General features: G+C 74.6%; 10 protein-coding genes and 1 pseudogene. 5 read left to right on the top strand and 6 right to left on the bottom strand.

Features of this window, described 5'->3' with window-relative positions; translation table 11 throughout:
• The first annotated feature begins 137 nt into the window (after positions 1 to 137).
• From lnt to GA0070617_RS15615, 3 genes are all read left to right on the top strand, one after another.
• The gene (gene lnt, locus GA0070617_RS15605; protein ID WP_373868348.1) at positions 138 to 1,745 is read left to right on the top strand and encodes an apolipoprotein N-acyltransferase; all 1,608 of its coding nucleotides are present in this window, start codon (positions 138 to 140) and stop codon (positions 1,743 to 1,745) included.
• Between the two features lie 67 nt (positions 1,746 to 1,812).
• Positions 1,813 to 2,592, top strand: a complete 780-nt coding sequence (locus tag GA0070617_RS15610) for a polyprenol monophosphomannose synthase (RefSeq protein ID WP_139135681.1) — start codon at positions 1,813 to 1,815, stop codon at positions 2,590 to 2,592.
• A gap of 52 nt (positions 2,593 to 2,644) precedes the next feature.
• Complete coding sequence (locus GA0070617_RS15615) at positions 2,645 to 3,160, top strand: FxsA family protein (protein WP_091438347.1); 516 nt, start codon at positions 2,645 to 2,647, stop codon at positions 3,158 to 3,160.
• A 79-nt stretch (positions 3,161 to 3,239) separates the two neighbouring features.
• Here GA0070617_RS15615 and GA0070617_RS15620 read toward each other — a convergent pair whose 3' ends face one another.
• The 3 genes from GA0070617_RS15620 to GA0070617_RS15630 form a co-directional block, all read right to left on the bottom strand.
• The gene (locus GA0070617_RS15620; protein ID WP_091446481.1) at positions 3,240 to 3,581 is read right to left on the bottom strand and encodes an RNA polymerase-binding protein RbpA; all 342 of its coding nucleotides are present in this window, start codon (positions 3,579 to 3,581) and stop codon (positions 3,240 to 3,242) included.
• Between the two features lie 139 nt (positions 3,582 to 3,720).
• Positions 3,721 to 4,866, bottom strand: coding sequence for a hypothetical protein (locus GA0070617_RS15625; RefSeq protein ID WP_091438351.1), 1,146 nt, complete (start codon positions 4,864 to 4,866; stop codon positions 3,721 to 3,723).
• Between the two features lie 48 nt (positions 4,867 to 4,914).
• Entirely contained in the window at positions 4,915 to 5,565 is a 651-nt protein-coding gene (locus tag GA0070617_RS15630) for a LysE family translocator (protein WP_091438354.1), read from the bottom strand.
• A 124-nt stretch (positions 5,566 to 5,689) separates the two neighbouring features.
• Here GA0070617_RS15630 and GA0070617_RS15635 point away from each other — a divergent pair, with 124 nt between their 5' ends.
• Together GA0070617_RS15635 and GA0070617_RS15640 are read left to right on the top strand one after the other, a co-directional pair.
• The gene (locus GA0070617_RS15635) at positions 5,690 to 6,418 is read left to right on the top strand and encodes a Clp protease N-terminal domain-containing protein (RefSeq protein ID WP_091438359.1); all 729 of its coding nucleotides are present in this window, start codon (positions 5,690 to 5,692) and stop codon (positions 6,416 to 6,418) included.
• A gap of 61 nt (positions 6,419 to 6,479) precedes the next feature.
• Positions 6,480 to 7,151: pseudogene (locus GA0070617_RS15640) on the top strand (asparaginase domain-containing protein); the annotation flags it as partial.
• A gap of 239 nt (positions 7,152 to 7,390) precedes the next feature.
• Here the strand turns inward: GA0070617_RS15640 and GA0070617_RS15645 are convergent.
• The 3 genes from GA0070617_RS15645 to GA0070617_RS15655 form a co-directional block, all read right to left on the bottom strand.
• Positions 7,391 to 8,446, bottom strand: coding sequence for a LacI family DNA-binding transcriptional regulator (locus tag GA0070617_RS15645; RefSeq protein ID WP_091446483.1), 1,056 nt, complete (start codon positions 8,444 to 8,446; stop codon positions 7,391 to 7,393).
• Between the two features lie 28 nt (positions 8,447 to 8,474).
• On the bottom strand, positions 8,475 to 10,949 hold the full coding sequence (locus GA0070617_RS15650) for a beta-glucosidase family protein (RefSeq protein ID WP_091438362.1): 2,475 nt from the start codon (positions 10,947 to 10,949) through the stop codon (positions 8,475 to 8,477).
• Positions 10,950 to 11,198: 249 nt separating this feature from the next.
• Positions 11,199 to 12,407, bottom strand: a complete 1,209-nt coding sequence (locus tag GA0070617_RS15655; RefSeq protein WP_091438365.1) for an ROK family transcriptional regulator — start codon at positions 12,405 to 12,407, stop codon at positions 11,199 to 11,201.
• Positions 12,408 to 12,425: the final 18 nt, after the last annotated feature.

Here is a 12,425-nt window from a genome sequence, read left to right on the forward strand (position 1 = left end):
GAAGGTCGGCGTGCCGCATTCTCGCCCCACCGGCCGGGAAGGGCCTGGGAGCATCGGGGCGCGGCATACGCCGCGCCCCGATTTCGTGTCCGTGGGGGCGCTCGGCGGGTGAGGTGGGGGCGGGTAATCTTCGGCCGGTGACGGTCGGGGAACGCGACGCGGTGCGGGTCGGGCGGGATGTGGCGTCGGTGGCGGGTGGCCCGGCGGGTCCCGTGCCGGTGTGGTGGGCGGTGCCGGGTGCGGTGTTGTCCGGGTTGGCGTTGTTGGTGGCGTTTGCGCCGTACGGGTGGTGGCCGTTGGCGCTGGTGGGGGTTGCCCTGTTGGCGGCGGTGGCGCACCGGCGGCGGTTGCCGGCGGCGGCGGGTCTGGGGTTTCTGACCGGTGTGGTGTTCTTCGCGCCGTTGTTGGCGTGGACGAACCTGCACACCGGTTATCTGCCGTGGGTGTTGTTGTCGGTGTTCCAGGCCGGGTATGTGGCGGTGTTGGCGGTGGCCTCGGCATGGGTGTCGCCGGTGGTGGACCGGCTGCGGTGGGGTTGGCCGGTGGTGACCGGGGTGTTGTGGGTGGGTCAGGAGGCGCTGCGGGGTCGGGTGCCGTTCGGTGGGTTCCCGTGGGGGCGGTTGGCGTTCGGTCAGGACGACTCGCCGGTGTTGCGGTTGGCGGCGGTGGGTGGTGCGCCGTTGGTGACGTTCACGGTGGCGGTGCTCGGCGGGTTGCTGGTGTGGCTGGGGTGGCGGCGGTGGCCTGCGGGCCGGTCGGCGTGGCGGTCGGTGGCGGCGGTGGCCGTGGCGGTGGTGGCGGTGGCCGGGGTGGGGCTGCTGGTGCCGGTGGGGGTGCGTGGCGGTGGTGACCGGGTGACGGTGGCGATCGTGCAGGGCAACGTGCCGCGGTTGGGGTTGGATTTCAACGCCCAGCGGCAGGCGGTGTTGACCAACCATGTCGAGGCGACGTTGCGGTTGGCCGCGCGGGTCGACGGGGGTACGCAGCAGCGTCCGGACCTGGTGGTGTGGCCGGAGAACTCCAGTGACATCGACCCGTTGCGGGACGCCGGCGCGGGGGCGCGGATCTCGCAGGCCGCCGACGCGGTGGGCGCGCCGATCCTGGTGGGTGCGGTGTTGGCCGGTGACCAGCCGGGGCAGGTCCGCAACGCGGGCATCCTGTGGCGGCCGGGCAGCGGCGCCGATCTGGGGCAGGTGTACACGAAGCGGCATCCGGTGCCGTTTGCCGAGTACGTGCCGATGCGCCGGTTGGCGCGGATGGTCAGTGCGCAGGTCGACCGGGTGCGGGCGGATTTCGTGGCGGGTACGGAGCCGGGGGTGTTGGCCACGGGGCCGGCGGTGGTCGGTGACGTGATCTGTTTCGAGGTGGCCTACGACGCCCTGGTGCGGGACACGGTGGTCGGTGGGGCGCAGTTGTTGGTGGTGCAGACCAACAACGCCACGTTCGACGTGGCCGAGGCCCGTCAGCAGTTGGCGATGGTGCGGTTGCGGGCGGTGGAGCACGGCCGGGCGGCGTTGATGGCGTCCACGGTCGGTGTGTCCGGGTTCGTGACCCCCGACGGGCGGGTACTCGGTGCCACCGGGTTCAACACCGAGGCGGTGGTGGTCCGGCAGATGCAGCTCGGTGACGGGCGGACGGTGGCCACCCGGGTGGGGGTGTGGCCGGAGGTGGCGTTGACCGTGTCGGCGTGCGCGGTGCTGGTGGCCGCGGCGGTGCTGCGGCGCCGGGCGGGCCGGGTGCGGTAGCCGACGACGGTGCCGTGCCGCCAGCCCCAGGCGTGGCCGGTGATCGACCGGCGGAGGCGGAGGAGTGGTGGGCGGAACGCACGGTCAGCCGGCGGTGGGCCACCTCGGGGTGGGGCGGGTGTTGGTGGTCATCCCGACCTACGACGAGGCCGACAACCTGCCGTCGGTGGTGGCGCGGCTGCACCGGGCGGCGCCGCAGGTGGAGGTGTTGGTCGCCGACGACAACAGTCCCGACGGCACCGGGCGGATAGCCGAGGCGATGGCGGCGGCCGACCGGCGGGTGCACGTGTTGCACCGGCGGGGCAAGGAGGGTCTGGGGGCGGCGTATCTGGCCGGGTTCGCGTGGGCGCGTGAGCGCGGGTACGACGCGGTGGTGGAGATGGACGCCGACGGGTCGCACGCGCCGGAGGATCTGCCCCGGTTGCTGGCCGCGGCCCGGGACGCCGATGTGGTGATCGGGTCGCGGTGGACCGCCGGGGCGCGGGTGGTGAACTGGCCGGTGCGGCGGTTGTTGCTGTCGCGGGGTGGCAACCTGTATGCGCGGTGGGCGTTGGGGGTGCCGGTGTCGGATGCCACCGGTGGGTACCGGGTGTACCGCAGTGCGGCGTTGTCGGCGCTGAACCTGGAGTCGGTGTGTTCGCAGGGGTACTCGTTCCAGGTGGAGTTGTGCCGGTTGGCGCATCGGGCGGGGTTGCGGATCGTGGAGGTGCCGATCACGTTCGCCGAGCGGGAGCGGGGGGCCAGCAAGATGAGCCCGTTGATCGTCGCGGAGGCGTTGTGGCGGATCACCGGGTGGGCGGTGCGGGACCGGCGGCGTGCTCCGGTCCGGCAGGTGCGGTGGCCGTGAGAGGCGGCGTGTCATGCTGGAGGGGCGAGGACGTCGACGCAGATGAGGTGACATGCGCCGAGGACTGAGGTTCGTGCCGCTGGGGATGCTGCTGGTGGTGGTCGCGGAGGTGGCGGTTTTCGTCGCGGTGGGCCGGTGGATCGGGTACCCGTCGGCGTTGCTGCTGGTGTTCGCGGCGTCGTTGGTGGGTCTGGTGTTGCTGCGCCGTGAGGGGATGCGGGCGTGGCGGGGGTTCCGGGCGGCCGCGGAGTCGGGTCAGCCGCCGGGTCGGCAGGTCACCGACGGCCTGTTGGGGTTGTCGGGGGCGTTGTTGTTGGCCACGCCGGGGTTGTTCAGTGGTGTGGTGGGGTTGGTGTTGCTGGTGCCGCCGGTGCGGCGGCTGGCCGGTGTCGGGGTGCAGCGGGCCGCGGAGCGTCGGGTGTCGTCGATGGTGGCCGGTGACCTGTTCGGGCCGCGCAAGGTGCGGGTGTACCGGGGTGCCGCCGAGGAGCAGCCGGTGGCGCCGGAGCCGGTGGTCGACGCGGGTCGGGCCATCGAGGGTGAGATCGTCGAGCCCGGCCGGCACTGAGGCTGGCACCGGGCTGCCTGCCCGCAGATGCGTCTCGCCCCGGACAGCGGTGCTGTCCGGGGCGAGGGTGTGCTGGCGGTCAGGCGCGGCCGCGGCGGGTGCGGACCTCCTGCAGCCGCTCGGCGAGGATGTCTTCCAGTTCGGCGACGGATCGCCGTTCCAGGAGCATGTCCCAGTGGGTGCGTGGCGGCTTGGCCTTCTTCTGCTCCGGCTCGTTGCCGTCGACCAGCCGGGCCACGCTGCCGTCGAACTTGCATTCCCAGGTCACCGGGACCTCGGCGTCGACGGCGAACGGCACCTCGAACTGGTGGCCCTTGGCGCAGAGGTACTCCCGGGTCTGGCGCGGCGCGAGCTCCGTGTTGCGGTCGGATTCGTAGCTGACCGCACCCAGACGGCTGCCGCGCAGCATGCGCTCGCCCATGATCGACTTCCCCTCGTTCGTGGTGCTGGACTTCTCGGTGTAACGGTGCGTGGTCGTCGGGCCATTCCCGCCCACGGTGATGGTCGTCGTGTCGCGCGGGCCCACCCCAGGGTAGCCGGCCCGCGCCGTCGGCGGCGGATCAGCCGGGTCGGGGCGCACCGAGCCGCGCCAGGGCCGAGGCCAGGTCGCTGACCTGGTCGACCAGTTGCGCGGTGCGTCGGGTGGCCTGGTCCCGGTCGTCCTCGGCCGCACGCAGCCGGGCCTGCAGGTCACCCAGGCGCTGCTCGGCGGCGGCGGCGGCCTGCCGGGCCAGGCTCAGGTCGGCGGCGAGTCCGTCGGCGCGGGCCGTGGCCGTGGCGACCTCGACGCGGGCCTGCTCGGCCTCGGCGCGGGCGGTGTCGCGGGCCGTGCCGGCCTGCGCCACGGCGTCGGTGGCCTCGGCGACGTGCTGGCGCAGCCGGTCGGCCTCGGCGCGCACCGTCGCGATCTCGGCGGTCAGGTCGGCGGCGTCGGTGCGCGCGGCGGCCAGGTCGGCGTGGGCCTGGGTGAGCGCGGCGCGTACCTGCTCGGCGTGGCCGGTGGCCTCGTCGGCCACGGCGGTCACCCGGGCGACCTCGGCGCGGGCGGTGTCGCGTTCGGTGGTCAGCTCGGCGGTGCGGTGCCGCTCGGTGTCGACCTCGGCGCGCACGGTACGCAGCTCGTGGCGGGCGGCGTCACGGTCGCGTTCGGCCTGCACCCGCAGCGCCTGCGCGGCGCTGGTCTCGCGGTGGGCGGTGTCGCGGGCCTGCTCGGCCTGCTCGGCCCGGTCGACGGCCGCGGCGGCCCGGGCGGTGGCCTGGTCGGCGGCCCGGCGGGCGTCGGCGGCCTCGGCTACGGCGGCCTCGGCCTGCTGGCGGGCCTTCGTGGCGTCGGCGCGGGCGGTGTCGGCGTCGGCGCGGGCCTCGTCGCGTTCGGTGTGTGCCTGGGCGATCTGCGCGGCGGCCTCGGCGCGCAGCTGGGCGAGTTGCCGTTCCACGCCGGTGGGGGACAGCTCGGCGTGCAGGGTCTCGGTGAGGGTCGCCACGATCTGGTCGAGGCGGTCGACGGCCTCCCAGGTGCGGGCCACCTGCCCGGGCAGGCCGGGGGCGTGGCGGTGACGCATCCGGGTGTTGCGGGAGGCCCGCTGGCAGGCGCCGTCGTTGTCGCGGCAGTACCGGAACGGGCGGCCCGCGCCGACGCGCTGCGGCACGTCACGTCCACAGTGGGCGCAGGGGCGGGTGTCGGTGGTGGGGTGCGGGTCGTCCATCGGGGCCGAAGTCTAGCGCCGCTGGCCGACGCCCGGGCGGGGCGCGGGTCAGCCGGTGGCCACGGCGGCCCGGGACCGGTCGGTGGCGATGCGGACCGCCAGGGCGGCCAGGACGCTGCCCATGACGTAGCGCTGCACGCGCAGCCAGCCGGGGCGGGTGGCCAGGAAGGCGGCGATGGTGCCGGCGCCGAACACGATCAGCGTGTTGACGGTCAACGCCACGACGATCTGGGTGGCGCCGAGGATGAGGCTCTGCACCGCCACCGGGGCGCCCTGCGGGTCGATGAACTGGGGCAGCAGCGACACGTACAGGATGGCGATCTTCGGGTTGAGCAGGTTGGTGACCAGGCCCATGGTGAACAGCCGGCGGGCCGGGTCGGCCGGCAGGGGTGTCGGGGTGAACACCGAGGTGCCGCCGGGACGCAGGGTGCGCCAGGCCAACCAGAGCAGGTAGCCGGCGCCGGCCAGTTTGACCACCAGGTACAGGGTGGGGACCAGCACGAAGACGGTGGCGATGCCGGCCACGGCGGCGAGCAGGTAGACCCCGAAGCCGGCGGCGACGCCGAGCAGGGAGACCAGTCCGGCGCGGCGGCCCTGGGCCACCGAGCGGGAGACCAGGTAGACCATGTTGGGCCCGGGGGTCAGCACCATGCCGAGGGCGACCAGTGCGATGCCCACCATCGCTGCCGTGCTGACCATCGCGACGCCCCGCTTTCCCCGCCGGTGTGTGCCGGTGGTGACTCTACGCCCACATCCACCCCACCGGGACCCCCACTGTAACCCCATGAGGGGTTACAGTGGGGTTACCGAAGGAGGTGACGTCATGCCGAAGGTCAACGTCTATCTGCCCGACGACCTCGCCGACGCGGTACGGCAGGCCGGGCTGCCGGTGTCGGCGATCTGCCAACGTGCCCTGGAACAGGCGGTCCGGCGGATCACCGCGATCCGTCGCACCACCCTGACCGACCTGCCCGACGCCGACCTGGCCGCCCAACTGCCCGCCTTCACCCCCCGGGCCCGCGCGGTACTCGCCGCCGCCGACACCCCCGACCGGACGCCCGGGATCGACACCGTCAGCCTGCTCACCGCCATGATCGACGAAGGGGAGAACCTGGCGCTGCACGTGCTGCGCGCCATCGACGTCGATCCCGGGCAGCTACGCCGGGACCTCACCGGCCAGCGGGACCCCACCGCCGACGACGACCGACGCTTCAGCGTGGCCGCGGCCAGCGCCCTGGAGCTGACGGTGACCGAGGCGATCGCCCTGGGACACAACTACGTCGGCTGTGAACACCTGCTGCTCGGGTTGGTCACCGAGCCCGACGGGGCCGCCGGGCAGGTGCTGCGCACCGCCGGCGCCGAGGCGCGACTGACCCGCCGGGCGGTCACCGCGGCCCTGGCCGGCTACGCGCACCTGCGCGCCCAGGCACCGGCGCCCACCCCGGCCGGCGACCCGGCGCGGCTGCTCGCCGCCGCCCTCGACGAGCGCCTGCGTCCCCTGCTGGCACGCATCGACGGGCTGGAACGACGCCTGGACTCCCACCAGCCATGACCGACACCGGAAGGGAACTCCGGTGACCACCCGGATCCTGATGCTGGCCACCGGCGACACCATGGCCCACGCCCGCCGTGGCGACACACCGGTGGTGCTCACCGGCGCCGAACTGCTGGCCACGGCCGGCCCACCCCCGCCGGGCACCGAGGTCGACGTGCGGGACCTGACCGTCGGCCCCAGCTGGGACCTCGACAGCGGCGACCAGCTCACCCTGGCCCGGCGGGTCCGCGCCGGACTGCTCGACGACGGCCACGACGCGGTGGTGCTCACCCACGGCATCGACACCGTCGAGGAGACCGCCTTCCTGACCGACCTGCTGCTGGCCCCGGACCTGCCCGGCACGGTGGTGCTGGCCACCGCCGTACGGCGCGCCCACCAGCGTGACGCCGACGCACCGGCCGCCCTGCGTACCGCGCTCACCGCCGCCGCCGACCCGGCGCTGCGCCACCACGGGGTGCTGGTGTGCGCCGACGGTGACCTGCCCGCCGCCCGCTGGGTCACCACCGGCGGCCACACCGCCCTGACCTCCGCACCGCACCCACCGGTGGCCCGCCTCGACGACGGCCGGATCCGCATCGTCGGCACGCCGCCGCCACGCCCACCGGGCCCATCCGGGCAGCCTGCCCGCGACGTGGCGCTGATCAGGTGCTACCCCGGCATCGACGCGACCCTGGTGACCGCGGCCGTCGACGCCGGAGCCGCCGGCATCGTGCTGGAGGGCACCGGGGTCGGCAACGTGCCGGTCGGCCTGCTGGGCGCGGTCGCCGAGTGCACCGAGTGGGGCATCCCCGCCGGTGGTGGCCGCCCGCCGCCGAAGCGACGGCCACGACTGGGGCGACCTGCTGCCCCCCGACGGGCTCGCCGCCGGCATGGGTGCCATCCACGCCCGGGACCTGCCCGCCGGCAAGGCCCGCCTGGCGTTGATGGTGGCCCTCGGCGGCGGTGGGGTCGAGGCGGTGCGGCAGTGGTTCAGCCAGCTGTGACCGGCACCGCCGGTGGGCCGGGCCGCACCGGAGCGGCGGTGCTGTCGCGTACGGTCAACCGTGGTGCCAGCAGAGTGGCCGGCGGCACCACCTCGTCACGCAGCTTGCCCATCAGCAGGTGCACCGCCTGACGGGCCAGCTCCTCGGCCGGCACCGGCACCGAGGTGACCATCGGGCTGGCCTGCTCGGCGAACTGGTCCGGGCAGATGCCCACCACCGAGACGTCCTGCGGCACCCGTCGACCCAGCCCCGGCAACGCGGCCAACACCGGGCCGACCGCCGCCTCGTTCTGCACCACCAGCGCCGACAGGTCCGGATGCTGCTCCCACAGCTCCACCAACGTCTGGCGCACCGCCGCCGCGCCCTCCTCGCAGGGCCGGGCCACCGCCTGCACACCACACGCCGCGGCGGCCTCGACGACACCGGCCCGGGTACGGTGGGCAAACCCGGTGCCCCGGTCGTAGACGGCAGCCGGGGCGCCCAACAGGGCGATCCGCCGGTGTCCCAGCCCCGCCAGGTGCTGCACGCAGAGCTGACCGGCCTGGTGGAAGTCCAGGTCCACGCAGGTCAACCCGGCGGCGTCGGCGGGAAAACCGATCAGCACACTGGGCCGGGCCAGCTCCCGCAGCAGCGGCACCCGGCAGTCGTCCAGCTCCACGTCCATCAGCACGATGCCGTCGACCATGGCGCTGGCCGCGATGCGCCGCAGTCCGGCCGGGCCCTCGTCGGAGGTCACCAGCAGCACGTCGTGGTCGAAGCCCCGGGCGGTGGTCACCACCGCCATGGCGAACTGCATCACCACCGGCACCTGCATCCCGGAGCGCAGCGGCAGCACCAACGCGATCACGTTGGCCCGGCGGCTGGCCAGGGCCCGTGCCCCGGCGTTGGGGTGGTACCCCAACGCCCGGACGCTGGCCAGCACCCGGTTGCGGGTGACCTCGGAGATGGCCCGTTTGCCGCTGAGCACGTACGACACGGTGCTGCCGGCCACCCCGGCGTGCCGGGCGACGTCGGTGATGGTGACCTGGTCGGGTGACTTCACCGGCCGCACCGCCGACCGGTCGCGGGGCTCACCGCGGGCCGCCGCTGCGCATCGCCGGCACGACCTCGGGCCGGGTCGCCGGTTCGTCGGCCCGGACCGCGACCGTGCCGACCAGCCGCACGTCCCGGCAGGAGCGGCCGACCAGGACACTGTGGGTGGCGGTCTCCACCACGTGGGCCTCGCGGGACTCGTCCCAGTAGCCCAGGTCCGCCGCGCGCAGCCGCAGCCGGACCACCCGCCGCTGCCCGGGATCCAGGCTGACCCGGGCGAAGTCACGTAGCTGCCGCAACGGCTGCTTGACCGCCGAGCGGCGCTGCCGGGTGTAGAGCTGCACCACTTCCTCGCCGGGGCGGCTCCCGCTGTTGGTGACCTCGACGCTCACCACGACCTCCTCACCCACGGTCATCGTCGTCGCGCTCAGGTGAAGATCAGCGTAGTCGACGGTGGTGTAGCTCAGCCCGTGGCCGAACGGGTACAGCGGGTCGCCCCGGTGGTACAGGTAGGTGGCGTCGGCGCCGATGACGTCGTAGTCGAGCAGGTCGGGCAGGTCTGCGGCGTCGGCGTACCAGGTCTGGGTGAGCCGGCCGGCCGGCTCGGTCTCGCCGGTCAGCACCGCCGCCACCCCCGTGCCGTGTTCCTGGCCGCCGTGGGCCGACCAGAGCACCGCCGGTACGTGCCGGTCGGCCCAGCCGACGGCGTAGGGGTAGCTGCTGGTGAGCACCAGCACGGTACGCGGGTTGGCCGCGCGTACCGCCCGCAGTAGCGCCTCCTGCGCCGCGGGCAACGCCAGGTCGACGCGGTCCTCGGTCTCCCGTCCGTTGACCATCGGATGGTTGCCCAGCGCCACCACGGCCACGTCGGCCGCGGCGGCCACCGCGGCGGCCTCGGCGGCGCCGTCGACGAGCAGGTCGACGGCGAACGCGGTGGCCTCGTGCGGCCCGGTGGCGTCGGCGCGCAGCACACCGTCGGTGCCGACGGTGACGTACCGGTCGCCGGCCACGTGGTGCAGCAGGACGGTGTGGTCGGGGCGGCGGTGCCAGCGGAACGTCTCCCGCACCACCCAGCCGCCGGGGCCCGGGCGGTCGTTGACCAGCCGCGCGTCGTCGTCGACGCCGACGTGCCGGCCGTTGGCCACCGACCGCAGCGCCAGCAGCCCGGCCCCCCAGTCGAACACGTCGAAGCCGGCCGGGTCGGCGCCGAGGGTCAACGGGCCGCCGTCGGCGCCGGCCGGGCCGCCGACGTGCCGGTCGCCGAGGCGTAACGCGATCCGGTCCGCCCCGGCGTGGGTGGTCACCGCGGGCAGCCGCTGGGCCAGCCCGGCGTAGGTGGTGACCGCGTACGGCGGGGTGCCGCTGTACCAGTCCTGGTACACCGTGTCGGCGAGCGGGCCGAGCACCGCCACCTGCCCGGTGGTGGCCGGGTCCAGGGGCAGCAGCCCGTCGTTGCGCAGCAGCACGACCGACCGGGCGGCGGCGGTACGCGCCAACTGCCGGTGTGCCGGACAGTCGAGCGCCTGTGGTGCCGGGTGGGCCCACGGGTCGTCGGTGTCGGGGCCCAGGTCGCCCAGGTGGGCCCGGACGGTCAGGATCCGCCGGACGGCCCGGTCCACGTCGGCCTCGGTGACCAGGTCGCGGTGCAGCGCCTCGGTCAGCCGGTTGATGGTGGGTGCGCTGTCGGTGTCGTCCTCGGTGAAGCTGTCGATGCCGGCGCGTAGCGCGGCGGCGAACCCGGCGACATGGTCGGGCAGGTGGGCCTGCACGCCGGCGATGTTGGTCACGGCGCCGGCGTCGCCGACGACCATGATCTCCGTCGGCGCCCACCGGCGCAGCTGCTGGGCGATCAGCGGGCTCAGGTGCGCCGGGATCCCGTTGACCAGGTTGTAGGAGGCCATCACCGCCACCGCCGCGCCGGCGGCCAGGGGGGCGCGGAAGGCCGGTAGTTCGTACTCGTGCAGCACCCGGGCGGGTAGGTCGCTGCTGGTGGTGGCCCGGTCGGTCTCGTTGTTGTAGCCGCAGAAGTGCTTCAGGGTGGGTGCGGTGCGCCACCGGTGGGGGTCCTCGCCGCGCAGGCCCCGGGCGTAGGCGGTGGCGAGCAGGCCGGTCAGCCACGGGTCCTCGGCCCAGCCCTCCTCGTTGCGGCCCCAGCGGGGGTCGCGCAGCGGGTTGACCACCGGCGCCCACACGTTGAGCCCGACCCGGTCGGGGTCGTGGTGGTGTCTGACGCGTACCTCGGTGCCGACGGCGGCGCCCACGGCCCGGATCAGCTCGGCGTCCCAGGTGCTGGCCAGGCCGATCACCTGGGGGAAGACCGTGGCCGGGCCGAGCCAGGCCACCCCGTGCAGGGCCTCGGTGCCGGTGCGGAACGGCGGCAGGCCGAGCCGGTCCACCGGCGCCTGCCACTGGTGCAGCAGACCGAGTTTCTCCGGCAGGGTGAGCTGGCCCAGCAGGTCGTCGACCCGGGCGGCGGGCCACGGGTCGGTGCTGCGGTCGGTGTGGTCGGTCATGGCGGTTGCCTTCCGTGCTCGCCGCACGTCCGGCGCGGTGTCGAAGCGCTTCGACGGGCGTCGTGACGAGGTGGCATCGCGGTGTGGTGGTCGGACCGTCGACGGTGGACGCGGTGAAGCGCTTCGACGGCCCGGTGGAACCAGCCGACCCGGGTTGCCCGGACGACGGGGCGGCGCTTCGAGGTTGGCACCACCGTGCCGATGTGGTCAAGGGCCGGCGACCGGCGGATCCGGTGCCCCGGCGGTGCCTCACCGCGCCGGAAGTCGACCACTTTCGATGGCTGCGAGTGCGGCGGTCGCCCCACCCAGGGCGGTGGCCTGCGCGCCCAGCACCGAGGCGGCCAACCGGCAACCGCCCACAGCTCGGTCGGCGAGCTCCTGGCGCGCGGTGGGCAGCAGCCAGGCGCCCAGGGTCGCGAAGTGCCCGCCGACCACCACTACCTCCGGATCGACCAGGTTGGCCACCATCGACACCGCGTGGCCCAGGTGCCGACCGATCCCGGCCAGCTGCGCCAGCACCGCCGGATCACCCTGACGGGCCAGCGTCTCGACCCGGTCGAGCTCCGGCAGGAAGTCGGTCACCGGGCCGTCGGCGACGGTGTCGGGCAACACCCGGGCGATCACCGCGGGCAGCCCGACCCACGCCTCCACACACCCGAGACGCCCACAGGCGCACCGCGGCCCCTCGGCGGCCAACGGCAGGTGGCCGAGTTCGCCGGCCAACCCCCGGCCACCCCGCAGCAGCCGTCCGGCGCAGATGATCCCGGCGCCGACCCCGGTGCCGCCGGTGAGGTGCACCAGGTGGCCGGTGCCGGCGTACGCGCCGTGGCGGTGCTCGGCCAGGGCGGCCAGGTTCGCCTCGTTGTCCACGCCGACGACGTACTCCGGGTCACCCAGGGCGGCCCGCAGCTCACCGGCCAGGTCGACCCCCCGCCACCGCAGGGCGGTGGACAGCTCGACCCGACCGGCGGCGTCGACCAGTCCGGGCACCCCGACGGTGAGGCCGAGCACCGTGCGGCCCTGACCGGTGACCCGGTTCAGCGCCCGGCGGGCCAACGCGGCCAGCGCGCGCACCGTGTCACCGGGAGCCGCCGCCGGCGCGGCGAAGGCCCGCCGCCAGGTCAGCAGCCGGGTCCCGGCCAGGTCGATCGCGACGACGGTCAGCTCGTCGCCGCCGATCTCCATGCCCAACGCCGCGTACGGCTCACCGTCGAGCACCAGCATGGTGGCGGGCCGGCCGATCCGGTGCTCGGTCAGCCCGGTCTCGCGGACCAGCCGGCCCTCGATCAGCTCGGTGACCAGGCTGGAGACGGTGGCCTTGTTCAGTCCGGTGTGGGCGGCGATGTCCGCCCGCGAGCAGGGCGCGTGCACGCGCACGTGGCGCAGGACCACGGCCCGGTTGGCCATCCGGACGTCACCGAGCTCCGTCGGCTGTGGTTCGTTGTGGACGCTGATCACAGTCTGCCCGCTCCCTGC

The sequence above is a fragment of the Micromonospora yangpuensis genome, assembly GCF_900091615.1.
In the GTDB taxonomy this organism is placed as follows: domain Bacteria; phylum Actinomycetota; class Actinomycetes; order Mycobacteriales; family Micromonosporaceae; genus Micromonospora; species Micromonospora yangpuensis.

Excerpts from the sequence above, each read along its gene's own strand:
- GA0070617_RS15615 (WP_091438347.1), top strand. The coding sequence starts at position 2,645 with ATGCGCCGAGGACTGAGGTTCGTGCCGCTGGGGATGCTGCTGGTGGTG.
- GA0070617_RS15620 (WP_091446481.1), bottom strand. The coding sequence starts at position 3,581 with ATGGGCGAGCGCATGCTGCGCGGCAGCCGTCTGGGTGCGGTCAGCTAC.
- GA0070617_RS15625 (WP_091438351.1), bottom strand. The coding sequence starts at position 4,866 with ATGGACGACCCGCACCCCACCACCGACACCCGCCCCTGCGCCCACTGT.
- GA0070617_RS15630 (WP_091438354.1), bottom strand. The coding sequence starts at position 5,565 with ATGGTCAGCACGGCAGCGATGGTGGGCATCGCACTGGTCGCCCTCGGC.
- GA0070617_RS15635 (WP_091438359.1), top strand. The coding sequence starts at position 5,690 with ATGCCGAAGGTCAACGTCTATCTGCCCGACGACCTCGCCGACGCGGTA.
- GA0070617_RS15650 (WP_091438362.1), bottom strand. The coding sequence starts at position 10,949 with ATGACCGACCACACCGACCGCAGCACCGACCCGTGGCCCGCCGCCCGG.